Raw genomic sequence first — 18,201 nt, 5'->3', positions numbered from 1 at the left:
TGTTTTACACTCTTTCTTGGCGATGGAACTCTTCTTGTTCCAGCTCTTCCTGGTATTCACCTTGGGCACGGATCGCCTCCTGCTGCTGACGACCCAATTCATTAAATTTTTCTTGCTGCTGGCGTGCGTGGTGCAGTACACGCTGACACTCTTGTAATTGACGGAGTTCCAGCTCCACTTTTTCTTTCATTTCAGCCGCTTGCTTTTCCAATTGCGCTTCATTTTCGCGCAACAAGGCAACTTGTTGTTGCCAGCGTTCGAGACCTTTACGGTCAATAGGTTTGCCCTGACACAGTGCAAAAAGCCGCTGTTCCTCTTCTATTCGCCATTGACCGTAATCTTGCAGGGTTTGCAAAGCCTGTTGATGGTTTTGACGGGCTGTTTGTAGTTTCATTTGTTGCAGAGAAAAATGTTTTTCAGCGCGTTCGACTCGTAAGGCTTTTATGCGTTGTAAACGGCTAATCATTATCTAGTTATCTGCTGTAATAGCGCTAAAGTTTGCGGTAAATCACTTGGCTCATGAGTGCCTTGGCGTAACCAGCTACGTATTGCGTCAATATGCGCAATGGCATTGTCAGCAACGAGATCTTGCCCCTTTTGATACTCTCCAATCTGCAACAAAAGCTCCACTTCTTCATATTTAGCTAACCAGTTGCGTAACAGGCCAGCTTGAGCCTGATGTTCAGGAGTAATAATTTGATTCATTACCCTGCTGGCGGAACGTAGCACATCGATAGCGGGATAGTGGTTAGCCGCAGCCAGCTTGCGTGACAAAATAATGTGACCATCAAGGATAGATCGAGTCTCATCTGCTACGGGTTCTGTCATGTCATCGCCTTCCACCAATACGGTATAGAGGGCGGTAATCGAACCTTTGTCGGATTGACCCGCGCGTTCCATTAATCGTGGCAAAGCCGCGAACACTGACGGAGGATAACCACGCCGGGTTGGCGGTTCGCCGGCAGCTAAACCTATTTCTCGTTGTGCTCGGGCGAAACGGGTCACAGAATCCATCAATAGCAGTACACGTTTGCCTTGATCACGAAAATATTCAGCGATTGACGTAGCGACAAACCCTGCTTTAGCTCGCTCCATTGCCGGGCGATCTGAGGTCGCGACCACCAGCACGGAACGTTTTAATCCCTCTTCACCGAGATCCGATTCGATGAATTCTCGTACTTCGCGGCCACGTTCACCAATGAGCGCCAGCACGGTAACGTCAACTTCGGCGCTACGAATCAACGTAGATAGCAATGTACTTTTTCCGCCGCCCGCCGCGGCGAAAATCCCCATCCGTTGGCCTTCACCGCAAGTGAGTAAGCCATCAATAGCGCGTACGCCGAGTGAAAGCGGGTGTTCAATCCGTTTACGACTCATGGGAGCCGGGGCATCTCGATAAACGGGATACCACGCTTGTGGTTCCGGCAATTGGCCGCCGGAAAACGGATTACCTAGCCCATCAAGGACTTGTCCTAACAGGTAATCACCCACACCAACTTGGTGCATAGCTCCGGTTGGACTGACTTCGGTATTTGAAGAGATGCCGAACATTTCACCAAGTGGCGTCAACAGCGCTTGATGTTGTTGGAATCCAATCACCTCCGCCAAAAGCGACAGCGTGTTGTCAGGATTGCGTAAGTGACAAAGTTCACCTATTCGTACACCAGGAATGACGGCTTTAAGTAGTGTACCCGTGACCTGTGTAACCCTGCCGCGAATCTGAATTAGCCGGCATTCATTAATGGCGTGGCGCATTTGGCCGGGAATATGGTCAAGGGAAAGCTTCATGATCGTTTATATAACCTCTGCTGCAAATACTATAAAGAAGGGAGAGAGGGAGGGATTGCAACCTGAGTCGGGAGTTTTTAGAAAATGGTTGGAGTTTGCCTGAACGTTCCCTGCTTTATCGGTGAGATTTCCTGATCTTATTCATGGCGTATTGTTCATGCTTGATGCGCCTTACACCAGATCAATGGGACTCTGCTTTGGGTTACGACGGATTTTGCTAAAAATTCACGACTGATTTTGGCATAGGCGCTGGGACGGTATCTTTATAATTTGTTCATTATTAACTCTGATATGACAAGGTAGGCTATGGATATTATCCAGAATCATCTTCATTCGATAACTTTATCAGAACCGGGTACCGGGGTTACCGCACAACAGGAGCAGGCTAAGGTTGGTCAGTTTCAGGGAGAGAAAGTCGTGTTGGTATCGGCATCCCAATCTTTTGCTGATGCGGCTGAAGAGCTGACCTTTGCATTTTCGGAGCGCAAAGATATGCCGCTCTCCAAGCGTAAAGTTAGCGATGGGCATGCCAGGGTACGAGAAATTGAGGCGTTGGTGGGCGAATATTTGCAGAAGGTGCCGGATTTGGAGCGTCAACAAAAGGTCAAAGCATTGATCTCTCACTTAAATAGCGCCCAATTGACGAATATTGCTCAGTTACAGGCTTATCTAGAAAGTTTCTCTGGCGAGGTGAGTGAGCAATTCTATGCGCTGAGTCAGGCCCGTGACGCGCTGGCCGGCAGGCCAGAGGCACATGCCATATTGACATTGATTGACCAGGAATTGTCACGTTTAGCGCAAGAACAAGGGATTGCTATCGAGTTGGGAGCGCGCATTACGCCTGATGCCGCGACAGCAGCGAGAAATGGGGTTGGCAACTTGCAAGCGTTGCGCAACATCTATCGAGATGCAGTGATGGATTATCAAGGGCTGTCGGCTGCCTGGCGGGATATTCAAGCCAATTTCAAGAGTAGTTCCCTGATGGAAGTAACAGGATTCATCATGAAAGCGTTGAGCGCTGATCTGGACAGCCAACAACGGCAACTTGATCCGATTAAGCTGGAACGTGTGATGAGTGACATGCATAAACTCCGTTTGCTTAATAGTTTGTCGGTTCAGGTTGAGCAGTTATGGAAAAGCGTGATAGAGGGGGAGAATCATGGCATACGGGCCTTCTGACCTTATGGGGGATGTCGTTTCTCTGGTTGAGAAACGTTGGGCCAATGTGCGGGATATTGAAATGCTCGGTCATGCTTTGGGATTGCAGGATAGCCAAACTCAAATTCATTTCTACCGGGAGTTGAAGCGATTGATTCGCTTGATTCCGGTAGAAGTGTTTAGTGATGAAGAACAGCGTCAAAATTTGCTTAATGCTTGTCAACTGGCGCTGGATACAGCGATTGAGAGAGAAGAAGACGAGTTGTGGTCGGGAGAGGGAGCGTCATGAACTGGATAGAGCCACAGTTGCTCCAGTTTTGTCAGGATTTGGGTATGGAGATGTCTGACGTTTCCAGCCCCTTGATCCAAATCGATTTTGAGTATTCTGGTACGTTACAAATTGAGCGCTATGGCGGCGCATTAACACTTTGGCTGGCCCGCGAAATTCCCTGGCATCAAGGAAAAGAGGTCATGGTTAAGGCGATGTTACTCACTTTCAGTGGTCAGGGGCCAGAACTGCCCTTGCGTTGTGGCTGGTTGGGGGAAGATCGCCTGTTATTGTTTGTGACACTAGACGAACGAGATATAACCTTGCCTTTGCTGCATCAGGCATTTCGCTCTTTGTTAAGAGTACAGCGAGAGGTGCTCGCTTCGTGAGCAAAATCGCTGCCGCCCACATAGGAATTGAACAACTAACGGCGATCAGTCGGGAAGAGATAGGGGTTAGTTTACCTGATCGCTACGCGTTATTGCCCGATGGTCAATCCGTTGAGACTCACTCTGCACGTCTTTATCCCGCTAACAAGGCTGATCAGGCTTTGTTGGCTTTTGCTTGCCCGCAAGATGGGTTTCACTCTCTGTTGCGCCCACATGATTTCCGTCAGGCTGTGAGTGGTCTGCGTACAATTTTGCAACAAGATGATGACGTCAGGGTACAGCATGCTGTCTCCCTGTTGGAAAAAATGAATCAAGATGAACAGTTGTTGCAGATGGCTCTGCACCTGTTGCACAAGGTATGACCATGACTCTCAGTGCTAAACAGCAGAGCGCCCTGTTGCTGCTCGGCTGGCTACAACTTCAATACGGTCATCCTGACCGAGCGCGTATTTTATTGGATGCATTACTGGCTTTGCATCCAGAAAATCAGGAAGGGCGTCGCGCCTTGGTGGTTTCATTACTTAAACTGCAAGAGGGGAGCGCGGCAAAAGAACATTGCACTCTCTTACAAGAACAGGGCGAACAAAACGCAGCCCTCTGGCTTTGTGTTAGCCGCGCTTGTCAACAGGAGGGGAACCTGGAAGAAGCGCGTAATGCTTATCAACGTTATCTCGCTCAAGGGGCGCTATTATGAGCCGTGGGTTTGAGTTATTGCGTCTGATTGGCGAGCGTAAAGACATCATGTTGGCGATATTGTTGCTAGCCGTGGTTTTCATGATGGTGTTGCCGCTTCCGCCTATCCTGCTTGACATTTTGATCGCCATTAATATGACCATCTCGGTGGTGCTCATGATGATGGCGGTCTATATCAATTCCCCCTTACAGTTTTCCGCTTTTCCTGCGGTCTTACTGGTGACAACGCTATTTCGTCTGGCGCTTTCCGTCAGTACCACCCGGATGATCCTCCTACAAGCAGATGCCGGTAAGATAGTCTATACCTTCGGTAATTTCGTTGTCGGCGGCAACCTGATTGTCGGGATAGTGATCTTTCTGATCATCACCATTGTACAATTTATCGTCATAACCAAAGGTTCGGAACGCGTAGCTGAGGTGAGCGCCCGCTTTTCTCTTGATGCCATGCCCGGTAAACAGATGAGTATCGACGGAGATATGCGTGCCGGCGTTATTGACGTCAATGAAGCCAGAGAGAGGCGCAGCATTATCGAAAAAGAGAGCCAGATGTTTGGTTCGATGGATGGTGCGATGAAATTTGTTAAGGGTGATGCGATTGCAAGTCTCCTCATCATCTTTGTCAACATTTTGGGTGGGATAACTATAGGCGTCACTCAGAAAGGGATGTCGGCGGCTGATGCATTGCAGCTCTACGCTATTTTGACCGTTGGTGATGGTATGGTCTCTCAGGTTCCGGCGCTATTGATCGCTATCACCGCGGGTATCATTGTTACCCGGGTTTCGTCGGAAGACGCCTCGGATCTGGGTAATGAGATCGGCGAGCAGGTTGTTGCCCAACCAAAGGCGCTGCTGATTGGCGGTGTTTTATTGGTGCTATTTGGCCTTATTCCCGGATTCCCTACATTAACCTTCTTAACGCTTGCACTGGTGGTGGCAGGTGGCGGTTATTTGCTGTTCCAACGCCAGCGACAAGCCAGCGCCAGCCAGGAAACGGATCTTCCTAGCCTATTAGCCCAAGGAGCAGGCGCTCCGGCAGCCAAACCTAAACCCAAAAGCGGTAGTAAGGCCAAGGCTGGCAAGCTGAGTGAGAAAGAGGAATTTGCGATGACGGTTCCTTTACTTATTGATGTGGATGCGGGATTACAGGCTGAGCTGGAAGCTATTTCACTGAATGATGAATTAATACGGGTACGACGCGCCCTCTATTTGGATTTAGGGGTACCATTTCCGGGTATCCACTTACGCTTTAATGAGGGAATGAAGGAGGGGGAATACCTGATCCAGCTACAAGAGGTGCCTGTTGCTCGTGGTCGGCTGCGTTCATCACATTTGCTGGTGCAGGAACCGGTCAGTCAGTTGGAATTGTTGGCTATTCCTTATGAAGAGGGGGAACCGCTATTGCCTAATCAGCCTACTCTGTGGGTAGCCGAAGCACATCAGGAACGTTTGGCGAAGTCCGGGCTGGCGTTTTTATCCATGTCTCAGGTGATCACCTGGCATTTATCACATGTGTTGCGGGAGTACGCCGAAGATTTTATTGGCGTGCAGGAAACCCGTTATCTTCTGGAACAGATGGAGGGTAGCTATGGTGAATTGGTCAAGGAGGCCATGCGCATAATTCCATTGCAGCGGATGACTGAGATATTGCAGCGGCTGGTCGGTGAGGACATCTCTATTCGTAATACACGTACGATTCTCGAAGCTATGGTGGTGTGGGGGCAGAAGGAAAAAGATGTGGTGCAATTAACGGAATATATTCGCAGTAGTCTCAAGCGTTACATCTGTTACAAGTATGCTAATGGTAACAATATCCTGCCCGCCTATCTGTTAGATCAACAGGTAGAGGAGCAGATCCGGAGTGGTATTCGTCAAACGAGCGCAGGTAGTTATCTGGCGCTGGACCCGGCAGTAACACAAAGTTTCCTTGAACAGATGAAGAAAACAGTGGGCGATTTAACACAGATGCAGAATAAGCCAGTGTTAATCGTATCAATGGATATTCGTCGCTATGTCCGTAAGTTAATTGAAGGTGATCACCACGGCTTGCCGGTGCTCTCGTATCAGGAATTGACGCAACAGATCAACATCCAACCTCTTGGTAGGGTGTGTCTATGAATAGTGATCCGCTAATCCCTTGGTTTAAGGAGCGGGGTTATTCAGTACACCCTCATTATATGGGAAGTAGCCCGATCCCTCTTGGCTGGCGTGTGTGGTATGAAGATTGTGAAATTGCCTGGCGTTATGATGCGCCGCGAGTTTGGATCGTGATGTTACGCCGTACCCGGCAGCGCCGAGGGCTTGCTAATCCATTTGCGCCTCTTTATCTGTTGGCGACAGCAACGATGGCAGTACTTGGGCCGGGTAGCCGGCTTTATGGTCAAGTTAATACTTTGGTTGACTCTCCCCTTAATGATGAACGTTTGGCCCGGTTCTACCATCGCTGGACTGGTGCGAGTGAGGTGGCGCCTGGCTGGTTTGAGTTAGAAGCCAGTTGCGTTATATCGCTACATCAAATGAGAAAACAACAAAAAAAAGTCCAACTTTGACAGGAAGAATCAATATCTCTCTTTATTATAGGAGTCACTGATGCAAGAGAAGCCTAACGCTAAGGTACTGCAAGCTGCTGAGGCGGCCATTAAGGACAGCGATCACAGACTGCAACTATTGCAGGAGATGTGGCAGTCTCTTGGCATCAACCCAAATGTGGGTACAGAATTGTTTGGTCATACTGACGTTACTTTGGTTCAGAATGCCGAACAAGAGTTGCTGACAGAAGTTAATCGCTTACGAAGCAACCAACCTCCCTCTTTGGAAGAGGGAAAGCGTCTCCGTCGCCCACCTCGTATGCGTGGCATTATTGTATAAGGAGTTTGAAGGTGGAAATTAGGCCATATCAAAATGACCCACAGCTTTTTTTGAAAGATCTGAACGGGGTTTCGCTAAATCAATTACAAGGTTCTGGATCTTCGAAGCTTGATGAATTGGTTGAGCTTATTCTTGAGAAGAAGATCAAGATTGAATCTGGTTCTGTTGTTATCACTAACGATAAAGAACTCCTGAAAAAACTGATTGCCTATTTTCTGCCAGCGGACGCTGTTGTTAAAGGTGGTCACTTAGATAGCCAAATAAAAAATGGGATCGAAAATCTTAAATCTTTCTTGAATAGCTCAGCATTAAAAACTTGGACATTAAAAGATTTTCTGGCTGCGGTTCATTTTAATTTAACGCCGGATCGTCTTGATGATGATGTAATCGATATATTCGTTTCTGTTATGTCAGGTCATGATAAAAAACGACTTGAGTTACGTGATGAATTGGCTACATTGACCGCAGAGTTAAAGGTTTACAGTGTTATTCAATCGGAGATTAATGCGAAATTAGCAGCTAATGGGACGCTTAATATTACCGATTCCGATTCCTTCAATTTATTGGATCATAAGAAATATGGTTTTAGTGATCAGGCTGCTTTTGAGAAAAGTGCTGAATATAAGCTATTAAAGAAGATATCTTCTAATCCTAAAATTTCTATTAAGACATTTTTAGAAAGTCCCAATAAGCAAAGTGGCGCTATGACAGGTCTGGAGGATTCATATAAATATGACAAGGATAATAATAAGTTAGCCAACTTCTCTACTTCGGTTAACGATCGTGTAAATCCGCTAAACAATACTGTCCAGGAAAAAACAACACGTTTAAATGAGGCGAGTTCCCGTTATAACGCGGCTATCGAGGCGTTAAACCGTTTTATTCAAAAGTATGACAGCATCATGCGCAATATTCTCGGCGCAATTTAAGGAATGATTATGGAGCATCAAGAAACATCAACGACTTCTGACCAATATGCACAAGAACTGGAATCTTTTCTTCATGATGGCGGCACTTTTGCCATGTTGAAGGATATTTCTAGTGATACGTTGGAGCAACTTTACTCATTAGCGTTCAACCAGTATCAGTCAGGCAAATGGCAGGATGCACATAAGATATTCCAGGCTTTGTGTATGTTGGATCACTATGATTCCCGGTTCTTCCTTGGATTGGGCGCGTGCCGTCAGGCAATGGGGCAACTGGAGCAGGCGATTCAAAGCTATAGCTACGGAGCGATGCTTGATATTAATGAGCCCCGTTTTCCATTTCATGCTGCCGAATGTCTCCTGCAATTAGGAGAACTTGATGGGGCCGAGAGTGGCTTCTACTCGGCTCAACAACTTGCGGCAGCTCTGCCGGAACAGGCCGCTTTGGCTGCCAGTTCCAGTGCAATGTTAGAAGCTATCACAATAAAAAGGACTCAGGAAAATGGTTCAAGTCAGTGAATCTAAAGTTCTTCAACCGAGGGTCGACAGTTTTCAAGTTGATGAAATCCTCGCAACTATACCCCCTAAAAGCGAGCAGCATGTTACGCCTAGCCAGGCAAATGACTTGTCTACTGATGTAGCTAAGTCACGAAGGGTATCATTGCCAGCGCCATTGGCTGTGAGTAATACCCGCCTTGGGCGAGAAGAAATGGCTAAGCTCGAATCGATTATGCAAGAGGCTAAGCAGGCTACAGGGCTGATAAAGTCGCTGACAGCAAAGCTGACAGAAACTTCGCGGTTGGCTTCTCTATTACTATCTTCATCTGAGGCAATAGAGATTGAATTGGGCAAATTGACCAGCGAGCTTGATCGTAATCAGACAAATCTCAAAATCCAAGATATCCAGCGAGCACGTCAGCAAAGCTTGCAGAAAATGGATGAGAACCAGCAGAAGATTAAAGAAGCTGAAAATTCTGCTAAAGAGGCGCAAAAATCTGGATTATTTTCCAAGATCTTTGGCTGGATCAGTGCGATTGCTTCAATTGTGGTCGGAGCAATTATGGTTGCCACCGGTGTTGGCGCGATAGCTGGCGCGATGCTAATTGCCGGAGGAGTAGTGGGAGCAGTATCTCAGGGATTACAACAGGCGGCTCAAGATGGTTTAATCAGCAAGGAAACCATGAAATGGCTGGGGCCAGCAATGATGGCGATTGAGATTATAGTGTCTTTGGCGGCACTGGCAGTCAGTTTTGGTGGCTCGGCAGCTGGGATTATAGCCAAAATGGGAGCTAAGATTGGCGGTAAAGCGGCTGAGATGGCAGCTAAGGCTGCGGAGTTTTCTGCTAAAGCTGCCAGTATGGCCGCGAATACCACGGCTCGGAGCGTGAAATTGGCTGTACAGGTAAGTGACATGACAGTGGATCTTGCTAATGGCGCCGCTCAAACTACCAATGCGGCCTTCCAGAGTAAAGCGGCTAACCGACAAGCTGATGTACAGCTTTCACGTAGTGAATTGACCGCGTTTCAGGCTGTTATGGACAGGCTTAAAGAGGAGTTGTCCCAAATGGTAGAGTCTTTCCAACATGTGATGGAAATGATTTTCCAGATGCTCAATGCCAGGGGAGACATGATAAATAACCTTGCCAGCCGACCACAGGAAATTTAGGGAGTAAGAAGATGGAAGCTATTAATAATATCAGTAGTTCTCAGGTGAACAGTGTCAATAATAGTGTTGATATTGTAACTGACAAAATCCCCACACCGACACTGACAGCACATGAAGCGGCTATTCAACAGCCGGAAAAAATTAGGCTCACGGATAAGGTTGAATTAATTGTACCGAAACAGGGTTTCGATCCCAGTCGTTTAGGAAATGTCGGACAAGAATTAAATAATACGCTAGATATGATGTCGCTGTTGTTTGAGATTGCCAAGAGAATGCGCGAACTGGGTATTTTACAGCGTGACACTGAAAATAAAGCGTCCATTGATGCTCAGAAGTCACAAGTGGATGAGATGCGACGTAGCGCCAAGTTGATGATTGCTATGGCAGTGGTTTCAGGCTTAATGACGATTGGTTCGGGGCTGATAGGTGGTTTTTCTTCCGCTAAAAATAGTCAAGCGATTAAGCAGCAGAAGACGTTGGAAGGTAATATTGCTGGTCGTAACGAATTAATTGATCTTAAGTTGCAACAGCTAGGTAAGAGTAGCGATGCGGATCGGGCGGCAATTGGTAGAGTATGGAATGTAGCACAAGATGCTGACAAGAGCGCTCTGAAATCTATTACCTTGGTTTTTGAAAGTCGTAACAGTAAGCAGCAGTTCTTAACTTCAGTGATGAAATCTTTAGAGAGTATGTCCAATAATTCGGTGCAGGTAGAACAAGGACTTTCTCAGGCTAAAGCTAAAGAACATGAAGTGGATTCATCTATTTCTCAACATGAAAAACAGAAGAGTGAAGATCAGATCTCATTGAATAACAATTTCATGAGAGAGGTTTTGCAATTGATACAGCAGCTTTATCAGAGCCATGTCCAAGCATGGCGCGCGGCGACTGGCGTGGTGTGATGCTGGCAGAGTAGAGCCGTGTTGGATAATAAGTCTGAGCGTACCGAGAGGTACGCTCTTATTGGTGTGACCTTTTTATTAAAAGAATTGCCTTTGAGTGACAGAGGCGCAAAAGATGATGGTAGTAAACTGGCACCCTTTTCTGCGGGAGTAACCCGTTTGTTTGACTATTCGGTAGTTCAAGTTGGTCTGATTGCCTTCTCTAGCAGGAGTAACCCATGATGGATGTGATAGCCATCGTCAACCAAGTTTTGTCTGAATTTGCTGTTAAATTCGGCTTGCCGCACCTGGCTTTAAATCATGAAGGTGTGGCCGCTCTCTGTTTTGATGAGCACCTTCACCTCTCTTTGATCTTAATTCCTGAACGCGACCAGCTCGTTTTACAGATAGATGTGGCTGATATTACTGCGGTTGGAGAAGGGATTTTCCGTCAATTAGCCAGTTTTAATCGTCATTGGTATCAGTTTGATCTTCATTTTGGTTTTGATGAGTCAACGCTAATGGTACAGATTTATCGGCAGATGTCAGCTAGTCGGCTAAATCTGGCTCTCTTTGAAGAAAGCCTTTCAAGTATGTTGGATCATGCTGAGTTTTGGCAGGAGTTATTGCAAGCTCAACTTCCGGCTGACTCTCAACAGAGCGAATCTTTAGGAATGAGAGTATGAAAATTGAAAATTCATCACCCATTCATTTAACAAACGTGTCCCATGAAAATAATAGTCTTTGTTGCGGCCGTCGGGTTACTTTGGGACATATGCCGCAAAATGTTAATGAGCCACTTTCTGTGGTGCTAAGTAGAGGTCTTGTCGTAGGGCTTGAACATGAGACAACATTGCAGCGTTTGTTGGATGGGCAGCATACTCCGTTGTCACAACGTAGGATCAGCCAGCCGTGACCAAAATAGGGCTGGTCTTGTTGTGCTTGCTGATTACTGGTTGTGTCAGTGAAGTAGTCAAGCATGATGCATCACGGTTGATTGAGGGAGATGTGACCATGCCGGTTTCTCTGCCTAAAACGGCAGACGTTGAGGTGTCGTTGCTTACTGTGGTTGAAGGTAAAGTATTGACAGTGGGTGAGATGTATTATCGCTTGGACATGTTACCCCTCACTTTTTCTATGCGTTTAAGCCCACAGTTTTCTCATGGTGAGCTATTCTTAAGGACCCGTTTACGTTGGGATGGGAAACGAGCGGTACAGGCGAAAAGCCAACAACGAGTTGTTGCAGGAAAAAGAATTATAGTGCAATTGTCTCCTTTACCGTGTTATCCAGAATGTTTATGAGTTTTAAATATTTTTCCATTAATAAATAAGGCAATAATATTGCCTTTAAAATTTTTAAATGCCATTTGATTATAGGTTAAATAAGAGTAGTATCTACTATAATATCTATTTTAATATTATTTGCTAATTAGTTCATGATAAGCTTTACATCTATTATATTATTATAGCTAGTAAATATAGTTAATGTTTTTCGCCCTTCTCTATTGTTTTATTCTATTTCTTATTTTTGATTACATTTGTTTTTTTACCTTAAAATATTTAATTGTATTTATATGTGAATCCAAGGATTTTATCTGCTACATTTACCGATTTATTTAAACTGTTCCAATAGGTTTGGATGACTGTTGCTATCTTTACAAGAGACGGTAATGTGTAAATTACAGATATATTCTTTAATCATTATCACACTTAATCATCTTCTTTTTTGATGAAAATTTTAATCCCATCTATAACTGATGATTAAAATATTGTATGGTCTGTGAATAGCAATGGGGAAAAGGCACATTTTTACTATGAAAATAATGTTCTTATCAAAAACAACTAATTCATTAAAAGGACTATAGATGTTTCAGTTTGATATTACTATCATTATCCCACTATTTAATAATGAAAGTTATATAGCCTGCTTGTTAGATTCAATATCTGTGCAAGAGAATGTTAATTTTGAGGTTGTTATTATTAATGACGGCTCAACGGATAATAGCTTAGGAGTAATTAATGAATATAAAAAAAGAGATAATAGAATACGGATCTTTAATCAAGAAAACCGTGGTGTTTCAGTAGCTAGAAATCATGGCATAAAATATGCGAGAGGAGAGTGGGTTTTATTTATTGATAGTGACGATTGGCTGAAACCGCAAATATTAAGAAAATGGCTTGATCAAGCTATTGCACAGAAATTAGATGTGTTAATTGGCAATGGAGTTAGTTTCACAGAAGAGCCATACTTACAGGAGAATAAAAGAATAACACGTAGACAACCTTATGGCAGGGTATTAACGGGTAAAGAGTGGATAGAGTATTGTGTTGAATGTAGAGAATGGCCACATTTTGTTTGGTTACAACTTATTAAAAAGGAGCTGATTATAAATAACCAACTCAGTTTTAGAGAAAATACCCTTCACGAAGATATTTTATGGACCATTAATTTGTCACTTATCGCGAATCGAATTGGCTTTTGTGAGGAGTTATTATATTGTTATCGACATAATTTGGAATCAATAACTCGCTCAAAAGAAATTAAAAAATTATATCATCGGGCTGATAGCTATATTACTGTAGTTGATTCAATTATTAACATCTCAAAAGGGATTAGAGGTGAAAAGTCGTTAAGAAGATCACTGAATCGTCATGCAATACGAGAGATTGGCAGTTTATTTATTTTGTATAGAAAAAGGATACAAGATCCTGCCTTAAAAAAATTACTTGCGAAACGTTTTATTGAAAAAATTGCTTTGAGAGATTTATTATCAGGTGTACATAATTATCATGAATTATGGTTTATTATACGTTGTAATCTAATTTTAGTATTAAGGAGATTTATGGGATAATGATTATAATACGTTAGATGCTCTATTTTTAATTATTTTCATCTGATTAATTTTTCATTTCACAGTCTATTAGTAAGGGTAATCCAACATTTAAGTTGACAGTGAGGATATAAAATATTTTCGATATAATTATTTTTTTGAGTAACAAAAATCTTCCTGCGAACATTCATTTTTCCAGGTTAAATGATTGAGAATATCAGCATACATTATAAGGATATTTGAGTAACTTGATAAGAGCAAAGTTATTTATATTAGAAAGGGGAGGAGTGATTTGGCCTTGATTTAGCGTTTATTTTGTTCTTAAATGAATCAGCAGAAATAAGGTTACTATAACAAGACATTTCAGAAATTAAATGCACGGTGATTATGTTGATACTTGAAAGTAGCAAATTCAAGGCGAAGTAATAATCCCTTGCTTTTGATTGAAGGATGGACTATTGGGAAATTAAAAAATAGATAGAATATGAATTCTTGTAGAATAATAGCTAACAAAAAGAGTATTGTTTAATTGGAATAGTTAATGCCTTAATAAATCATGTATCTATTAATTATTATTATTCCCTTATACGTAATGACATACAACCAGAGTTTGTTGATGAGTTCGATATTATACTAAATGTAAGTAATCACCTTATAAAATTTAAGGCTGCGCTATGTGTGGCCTTTTCTTATTCTACTGATTTCGCAGTATTCCTATTAACTGAAATTTAAGGCTACACGGCAGCCTATGGATTCCCATTATATGAATGGGAGTAAAGGATGAAATACATGGATAAACAGCCTGACATCTGGATGCAGCTATGGGTATGGCTGCTGTCAGTCAAAGAACAAGGTATAGGCGCGGCACTGGCTGCCGCGATGGCTTATCTCAGAGGTCGATATAACGGCGGTAAATTTTGGACGTCAATTATGGATTCTATTATGTGTGCCATGATTGCTTGGTTTATCCGTGATGTGTTGAATTTTTTTGGTATGAGCACGGACTTGGCTTACATCGGCAGTGTCATTATTGGTTATCTGGGAACTGACTATTTTGGTCAGATCTTAAGAAAAGTTGTTAATAACAAAACAGGTAATAAACAGTAGGAGTGAATTATGAGCAGAGGTATTCGAAATAATAACCCTGGCAACATTCGTTGGGGTGACGATTGGCAAGGTTTGGTACCAGAATCACAACGTACCGACAAATCTTTCTGCCAGTTTGTCAGCCCTGAATATGGTATTCGGGCAATGATTAAAATTCTGCATAATTACAATCGGAAATATGGTCTTAAAACAGTGAAAGGTATCATTTCACGATGGGCTCCCCATAATGAAAATAATACTGATGCTTATATTAGCCATGTATGTAAAGACACTGAAGTGACTTGTGATCAGGTTGTTGATGTATTTAATGAAGTATTTATGACAAAGCTTCTTAAGTCCGTTATTACCATGGAAAATGGTAGTCAGCCTTATAGCAATGCGGTCATTGATAAAGCATTTTCACTTTTGTAGAGCGATATTATGAAGTTTAACTCTCATGGTTATACTGTTATTGCACTAGCGCTTGTCTCGCTTCTGGCTTACCACTATTACGGTAAGTATACCAAACAGCTTGATACGACAGTTAAGCTACAGAGTGAGTTGCTGGAGCAGCAGAATGAAATCGTTAATCAGCAGGAGCGGATAAAGCTCCTGTCTGAACTGGATAATCAGCATACAAAGGAGCTTGCTCATGCGAAATCTGAAATTGATGTGCTTCGCAACGATGTTGCCGCTGGTCATCGCCGGTTGCGCATCGCGGCCACCTGTAATCAAGGCGAAGCCGGCTCCTCCGGCAGCGTGGGCCATGCAACCCCCCCACGACTTAACCCGGCAGCTGAACAAGATTATTTCGATCTCCGAAGAATGATTGTTGAGAACGAACAACAAACGAAATACTTGCAAGAATATATCAAAACTCAGTGTCAATAGCTGAGTTTTGATAATGTTATTGCGTAATCTAAAACAACGTAGGTAGGGTTGGTTATTAGGGCAAGTATGCTTAAGGTCGATTAATAATCAAACAGGGAATACTGTGTTTTGTAACACAACCCGATAACCATCAATATCTTCGAATGTTTTACCATCAATATCCCAATATGGGTTGTAAGAGGGGACTGCGATAAAGCCAGCGTTTTTCATTAATGATATCTGTTCTAACCATTCTGAACGGTCTGATATATAGAAGGCCAATAAATTGTCCTGCGTGGGGGATCTTCCTACTGTTGTGCCACGATGATGGGTAAATTCGAGATGCCAGAGATGGTTCGGATGCCCGAGAATAATACCATCAAAATTTTCATGATCTTTGAATTGCTCCAGGATAATAAATCCTAAACCTTGGCAGTACATTTCAGCAATTTGAGTTAAGTTGTCAGTTGGTCTGGCGATTCTTAGTATGGTTGATTTTTTCATGGTAATCCCAGTTGATAAAGTTTTTGTGGAATATGCCCAATTCTCAGATCTTCTATTGCTATATAAAACAATCGATAATGGTAGTTGATAAACGAGAAAAGTACAAAGTGGTGAGCTTCAAAATTAAAACAATCTAAAAATATTCGATACTACCGAGCTATTATTTATAATATGGCAAAATTTATGGTTTTATAATTGGCGTTTTTTGATAGGTTAGTTGGTTGTTTTTTTATTTTCTATCATCTTAATTACTAAAGTCTCTTATATGAACACGGATTTGATGTAAGTAGGCCCGTGTTTTTTCACAATGTTATCGAGAGTATGTATTCAGTTCCGATAAATTCTGATAAATATCTTCACTATTATTTGATGGGTCGCTCTTACTTTCTGTTTGTAATAATATCTTATAAGATATATTAAATAATAAAATAATTAATAAATTTATTACCTATTATTTAATGGCTTGAATTTTTCAAAGCCATTAAGTTGATTTCTGTTGTTTTTATCAAGTGATACGACCAGTAGCCTAGTGTCTTGTGGCCCTTAAGCAAAATTTTTATATTATATTATATTTTATTATATTATAATCTAGTTTTGTTAGGGAGATTATAATTAATACTATTTTTCTGTATTCTTTTTTGTTTATTATGTTTTAAGGATAAATTTCTGATGAATATTAAGGAATTAATTATAGTTCTGGCGTTGTCCTGTTCTACACTATTAGGTGGTTGTACTGTTGTGCCTGGGAGTGGCCTTACTGTTTATAATAAAGAAATAATCAATGATGATGATAGTAACTATGATATTAATAATTTGGTAAACGTTTATCCAGTAACACCACAGTTAATTGAAAAGTTACGAGTGAATTCTGCTATTGCACGTCCTAATCCTGAATTAGATAAAGAGTTACAACAGTATGAATACCGTATTGGTGTGGGGGATGTCATTATGGTTACTGTTTGGGATCATCCTGAATTGACGATACCAGCCGGGCAATACCGTAGTGCCAGTGATACGGGAAATTGGGTGCATTCTGATGGAACGATTTTTTATCCCTATGTTGGTAAAATTCATGTAAAAGGGAAAACGGTCACTCAGGTGCGCACAATGATTACTGATAAGTTATCGAAGTACATCGAATCACCTCAAGTTGATGTTAATATTGCTGCTTTCCGTTCACAAAAAGCCTATGTAACAGGTGAAGTTGCCAGGTCTGCTCAACAACCTATCACTAACGTTCCTTTAACCATTATTGATGCGATCAACCATGCCGGCGGCTTAACCGAAAATGCTGACTGGAGGAGGATCATTTTGACTCATAAGGGAAAAGAGACGATTATTTCTCTTCAAGATTTAATGCAGAATGGTGATCTAAAGCAAAATCGCCTGCTCTATTCTGGCGATATTTTATATGTTCCCCGTAATGATGATTTGAAAGTGTTTGTTATGGGGGAAGTCAAAAAACAGACTACTCTGCGTATGGATCGCAGTGGAATGACTTTGACTGAAGCATTGGGCAATGCCGAAGGTATAGATCAATTATCAAGTGATGCTAATGGCGTTTTTGTCATCCGTTCACTGCGTAATGTAACTGATAATAAAGGAAAAATAGCCAATATCTATCAGCTCAATGCGAAAGATGCAACGGCGTTGGTGTTGGGAACTGAGTTTAATTTGCAACCTTACGATATTGTCTATGTTACCAGTGCTCCAGTCGTTCGCTGGAATCGGGTTATTAATCAGTTGGTGCCAACGATATCAAGCATTAATAGCCTGACTGAAACAACTAAGTGGATTCGTAAGTGGCCGAATTAATGTTTAATTCTATTCTGGTCGTTTGTGTGGGTAATGTTTGTCGCTCTCCGACAGGAGAGCGATTATTGAGGCAGATATTTCCTCAGAAAGAGATTTATTCTGCGGGAATATCTGCTTTGGCTGGTAATCCTGCAAATGAGTTCTCAAGTAGGGTTGCGGCTAAGTATGGATTGTCCCTAGATGGACATACGGCACGTCAACTAACCAGTGAATTATGCCAGCAGTCAAGCTTGATTTTGGTTATGGAAAAAAGACATATTGAAGCTGTAAATAGGATAAATCTAGGAGTCAGGGGGAAAACAATGCTTTTTGGCCATTGGTTAAATAAAATGGCAATTCCCGATCCATATAAGTCTGATATCGAGGTTTATGAATATGTGTATCAGTTATTATTTGAGAGTGCTAATAGTTGGCTTGGGAAATTATAACTTATAAGTATTTTCAAATTCTGGGTTTTCTAT

The 18,201-nt window shown here is 42.6% G+C and carries 25 protein-coding genes; 22 read left to right on the top strand and 3 right to left on the bottom strand.

Going from position 1 to position 18,201, the window contains the following annotated elements; all coding sequences use genetic code 11:
- Positions 1-4: 4 nt before the first annotated feature.
- Together EAE92_RS03655 and sctN are read right to left on the bottom strand one after the other, a co-directional pair.
- Positions 5-466: a type III secretion protein gene (locus EAE92_RS03655; protein WP_036775296.1), complete on the bottom strand. Its 462-nt coding sequence runs from the start codon at positions 464-466 to the stop codon at positions 5-7.
- Positions 466-1,788, bottom strand: coding sequence for a type III secretion system ATPase SctN (sctN, locus tag EAE92_RS03650; RefSeq protein ID WP_214067086.1), 1,323 nt, complete (start codon positions 1,786-1,788; stop codon positions 466-468). Before sctN ends, EAE92_RS03655 begins: the two co-directional genes overlap by 1 nt.
- Positions 1,789-2,094: 306 nt before the next feature.
- On the opposite strand from sctN, the gene sctW reads away from it, so the two are divergent.
- From sctW to EAE92_RS03550, 20 genes are all read left to right on the top strand, one after another.
- Entirely contained in the window at positions 2,095-2,967 is an 873-nt protein-coding gene (sctW, locus tag EAE92_RS03645; protein ID WP_214067085.1) for a type III secretion system gatekeeper subunit SctW, read from the top strand.
- Positions 2,948-3,235: a TyeA family type III secretion system gatekeeper subunit gene (locus EAE92_RS03640; protein WP_036775304.1), complete on the top strand. Its 288-nt coding sequence runs from the start codon at positions 2,948-2,950 to the stop codon at positions 3,233-3,235. Before sctW ends, EAE92_RS03640 begins: the two co-directional genes overlap by 20 nt.
- Complete coding sequence (sycN, locus tag EAE92_RS03635) at positions 3,232-3,603, top strand: type III secretion chaperone SycN (RefSeq protein WP_046395145.1); 372 nt, start codon at positions 3,232-3,234, stop codon at positions 3,601-3,603. The genes EAE92_RS03640 and sycN overlap by 4 nt, the downstream gene beginning before the upstream one ends.
- A complete protein-coding gene (sctX, locus tag EAE92_RS03630; protein ID WP_036775307.1) occupies positions 3,600-3,965 on the top strand; it encodes a YscX family type III secretion system protein SctX in 366 nt (121 codons plus the stop codon). Before sycN ends, sctX begins: the two co-directional genes overlap by 4 nt.
- A 2-nt stretch (positions 3,966-3,967) precedes the next feature.
- Positions 3,968-4,297 (top strand): type III secretion system chaperone SctY, encoded by a 330-nt coding sequence (sctY, locus tag EAE92_RS03625; RefSeq protein ID WP_214067084.1) that lies wholly within the window; start codon positions 3,968-3,970, stop codon positions 4,295-4,297.
- Positions 4,294-6,411 carry a type III secretion system export apparatus subunit SctV gene (sctV, locus tag EAE92_RS03620; RefSeq protein WP_214067083.1) on the top strand — a complete coding sequence of 706 codons (2,118 nt, stop codon included), beginning with the start codon at positions 4,294-4,296 and terminating at the stop codon, positions 6,409-6,411. Before sctY ends, sctV begins: the two co-directional genes overlap by 4 nt.
- A complete protein-coding gene (locus tag EAE92_RS03615; protein ID WP_214067082.1) occupies positions 6,408-6,842 on the top strand; it encodes an LcrR family type III secretion system chaperone in 435 nt (144 codons plus the stop codon). The genes sctV and EAE92_RS03615 overlap by 4 nt, the downstream gene beginning before the upstream one ends.
- 40 nt (positions 6,843-6,882) lie before the next feature.
- Positions 6,883-7,161 carry an LcrG family type III secretion system chaperone gene (locus EAE92_RS03610; protein ID WP_046395141.1) on the top strand — a complete coding sequence of 93 codons (279 nt, stop codon included), beginning with the start codon at positions 6,883-6,885 and terminating at the stop codon, positions 7,159-7,161.
- A gap of 11 nt (positions 7,162-7,172) precedes the next feature.
- Positions 7,173-8,090, top strand: a complete 918-nt coding sequence (locus EAE92_RS03605) for a virulence-associated V antigen (protein ID WP_214067081.1) — start codon at positions 7,173-7,175, stop codon at positions 8,088-8,090.
- 9 nt (positions 8,091-8,099) lie between these two features.
- Positions 8,100-8,606 (top strand): SycD/LcrH family type III secretion system chaperone, encoded by a 507-nt coding sequence (locus EAE92_RS03600; protein WP_214039620.1) that lies wholly within the window; start codon positions 8,100-8,102, stop codon positions 8,604-8,606.
- On the top strand, positions 8,590-9,753 hold the full coding sequence (sctE, locus tag EAE92_RS03595; protein ID WP_214067080.1) for a type III secretion system translocon subunit SseC family protein: 1,164 nt from the start codon (positions 8,590-8,592) through the stop codon (positions 9,751-9,753). The genes EAE92_RS03600 and sctE overlap by 17 nt, the downstream gene beginning before the upstream one ends.
- 11 nt (positions 9,754-9,764) lie before the next feature.
- Positions 9,765-10,655 carry a YopD family type III secretion system translocon subunit gene (locus EAE92_RS03590; protein WP_214067079.1) on the top strand — a complete coding sequence of 297 codons (891 nt, stop codon included), beginning with the start codon at positions 9,765-9,767 and terminating at the stop codon, positions 10,653-10,655.
- Between the two features lie 18 nt (positions 10,656-10,673).
- Complete coding sequence (locus tag EAE92_RS03585; protein WP_214067078.1) at positions 10,674-10,877, top strand: hypothetical protein; 204 nt, start codon at positions 10,674-10,676, stop codon at positions 10,875-10,877.
- Positions 10,874-11,320: a type III secretion system chaperone gene (locus tag EAE92_RS03580; protein ID WP_246544990.1), complete on the top strand. Its 447-nt coding sequence runs from the start codon at positions 10,874-10,876 to the stop codon at positions 11,318-11,320. Before EAE92_RS03585 ends, EAE92_RS03580 begins: the two co-directional genes overlap by 4 nt.
- Positions 11,317-11,550: a T3SS regulon translocated regulator ExsE family protein gene (locus EAE92_RS03575; protein WP_214067077.1), complete on the top strand. Its 234-nt coding sequence runs from the start codon at positions 11,317-11,319 to the stop codon at positions 11,548-11,550. The genes EAE92_RS03580 and EAE92_RS03575 overlap by 4 nt, the downstream gene beginning before the upstream one ends.
- Positions 11,547-11,936, top strand: coding sequence for a YscW family type III secretion system pilotin (locus tag EAE92_RS03570; RefSeq protein ID WP_214067076.1), 390 nt, complete (start codon positions 11,547-11,549; stop codon positions 11,934-11,936). Before EAE92_RS03575 ends, EAE92_RS03570 begins: the two co-directional genes overlap by 4 nt.
- A 563-nt stretch (positions 11,937-12,499) precedes the next feature.
- Complete coding sequence (locus tag EAE92_RS03565; RefSeq protein ID WP_214067075.1) at positions 12,500-13,486, top strand: glycosyltransferase; 987 nt, start codon at positions 12,500-12,502, stop codon at positions 13,484-13,486.
- Positions 13,487-14,245: 759 nt separating this feature from the next.
- A complete protein-coding gene (locus EAE92_RS03560; protein WP_036775333.1) occupies positions 14,246-14,572 on the top strand; it encodes a phage holin, lambda family in 327 nt (108 codons plus the stop codon).
- A gap of 9 nt (positions 14,573-14,581) precedes the next feature.
- Positions 14,582-14,983 carry a structural protein gene (locus tag EAE92_RS03555; protein WP_036809100.1) on the top strand — a complete coding sequence of 134 codons (402 nt, stop codon included), beginning with the start codon at positions 14,582-14,584 and terminating at the stop codon, positions 14,981-14,983.
- Between the two features lie 9 nt (positions 14,984-14,992).
- Positions 14,993-15,442, top strand: a complete 450-nt coding sequence (locus EAE92_RS03550) for a lysis protein (RefSeq protein WP_214067074.1) — start codon at positions 14,993-14,995, stop codon at positions 15,440-15,442.
- Between the two features lie 87 nt (positions 15,443-15,529).
- Here the strand turns inward: EAE92_RS03550 and EAE92_RS03545 are convergent, their stop codons facing one another.
- On the bottom strand, positions 15,530-15,925 hold the full coding sequence (locus tag EAE92_RS03545; RefSeq protein ID WP_214067073.1) for a VOC family protein: 396 nt from the start codon (positions 15,923-15,925) through the stop codon (positions 15,530-15,532).
- Positions 15,926-16,594: 669 nt separating this feature from the next.
- On the opposite strand from EAE92_RS03545, the gene EAE92_RS03540 reads away from it, so the two are divergent.
- Positions 16,595-17,740, top strand: a complete 1,146-nt coding sequence (locus tag EAE92_RS03540; RefSeq protein WP_214067072.1) for a polysaccharide export protein — start codon at positions 16,595-16,597, stop codon at positions 17,738-17,740.
- Positions 17,740-18,168 carry an arsenate reductase/protein-tyrosine-phosphatase family protein gene (locus EAE92_RS03535; protein WP_214067174.1) on the top strand — a complete coding sequence of 143 codons (429 nt, stop codon included), beginning with the start codon at positions 17,740-17,742 and terminating at the stop codon, positions 18,166-18,168. Before EAE92_RS03540 ends, EAE92_RS03535 begins: the two co-directional genes overlap by 1 nt.
- The last annotated feature ends 33 nt before the right edge of the window (positions 18,169-18,201 follow it).

Source organism: Photorhabdus hainanensis (assembly GCF_018448965.1).
Taxonomy (GTDB): domain Bacteria; phylum Pseudomonadota; class Gammaproteobacteria; order Enterobacterales; family Enterobacteriaceae; genus Photorhabdus; species Photorhabdus akhurstii.
This window is presented reverse-complemented; position numbering and strand designations above follow the sequence as displayed.

What these genes read in the sequence shown, in the direction of transcription:
- EAE92_RS03615 (WP_214067082.1), top strand. Translation starts at nt 6,408, where the DNA reads ATGAATAGTGATCCGCTAATCCCTTGGTTTAAGGAGCGGGGTTATTCA.
- sctN (WP_214067086.1), bottom strand. Translation starts at nt 1,788, where the DNA reads ATGAAGCTTTCCCTTGACCATATTCCCGGCCAAATGCGCCACGCCATT.
- sctY (WP_214067084.1), top strand. Translation starts at nt 3,968, where the DNA reads ATGACTCTCAGTGCTAAACAGCAGAGCGCCCTGTTGCTGCTCGGCTGG.
- EAE92_RS03600 (WP_214039620.1), top strand. Translation starts at nt 8,100, where the DNA reads ATGGAGCATCAAGAAACATCAACGACTTCTGACCAATATGCACAAGAA.
- EAE92_RS03560 (WP_036775333.1), top strand. Translation starts at nt 14,246, where the DNA reads ATGAAATACATGGATAAACAGCCTGACATCTGGATGCAGCTATGGGTA.
- sctW (WP_214067085.1), top strand. Translation starts at nt 2,095, where the DNA reads ATGGATATTATCCAGAATCATCTTCATTCGATAACTTTATCAGAACCG.
- sctE (WP_214067080.1), top strand. Translation starts at nt 8,590, where the DNA reads ATGGTTCAAGTCAGTGAATCTAAAGTTCTTCAACCGAGGGTCGACAGT.
- EAE92_RS03580 (WP_246544990.1), top strand. Translation starts at nt 10,874, where the DNA reads ATGATGGATGTGATAGCCATCGTCAACCAAGTTTTGTCTGAATTTGCT.
- EAE92_RS03550 (WP_214067074.1), top strand. Translation starts at nt 14,993, where the DNA reads ATGAAGTTTAACTCTCATGGTTATACTGTTATTGCACTAGCGCTTGTC.
- EAE92_RS03640 (WP_036775304.1), top strand. Translation starts at nt 2,948, where the DNA reads ATGGCATACGGGCCTTCTGACCTTATGGGGGATGTCGTTTCTCTGGTT.
- EAE92_RS03610 (WP_046395141.1), top strand. Translation starts at nt 6,883, where the DNA reads ATGCAAGAGAAGCCTAACGCTAAGGTACTGCAAGCTGCTGAGGCGGCC.
- EAE92_RS03545 (WP_214067073.1), bottom strand. Translation starts at nt 15,925, where the DNA reads ATGAAAAAATCAACCATACTAAGAATCGCCAGACCAACTGACAACTTA.
- EAE92_RS03535 (WP_214067174.1), top strand. Translation starts at nt 17,740, where the DNA reads ATGTTTAATTCTATTCTGGTCGTTTGTGTGGGTAATGTTTGTCGCTCT.
- EAE92_RS03540 (WP_214067072.1), top strand. Translation starts at nt 16,595, where the DNA reads ATGAATATTAAGGAATTAATTATAGTTCTGGCGTTGTCCTGTTCTACA.
- EAE92_RS03590 (WP_214067079.1), top strand. Translation starts at nt 9,765, where the DNA reads ATGGAAGCTATTAATAATATCAGTAGTTCTCAGGTGAACAGTGTCAAT.
- EAE92_RS03575 (WP_214067077.1), top strand. Translation starts at nt 11,317, where the DNA reads ATGAAAATTGAAAATTCATCACCCATTCATTTAACAAACGTGTCCCAT.
- EAE92_RS03655 (WP_036775296.1), bottom strand. Translation starts at nt 466, where the DNA reads ATGATTAGCCGTTTACAACGCATAAAAGCCTTACGAGTCGAACGCGCT.
- EAE92_RS03555 (WP_036809100.1), top strand. Translation starts at nt 14,582, where the DNA reads ATGAGCAGAGGTATTCGAAATAATAACCCTGGCAACATTCGTTGGGGT.
- EAE92_RS03565 (WP_214067075.1), top strand. Translation starts at nt 12,500, where the DNA reads ATGTTTCAGTTTGATATTACTATCATTATCCCACTATTTAATAATGAA.
- sctV (WP_214067083.1), top strand. Translation starts at nt 4,294, where the DNA reads ATGAGCCGTGGGTTTGAGTTATTGCGTCTGATTGGCGAGCGTAAAGAC.
- sycN (WP_046395145.1), top strand. Translation starts at nt 3,232, where the DNA reads ATGAACTGGATAGAGCCACAGTTGCTCCAGTTTTGTCAGGATTTGGGT.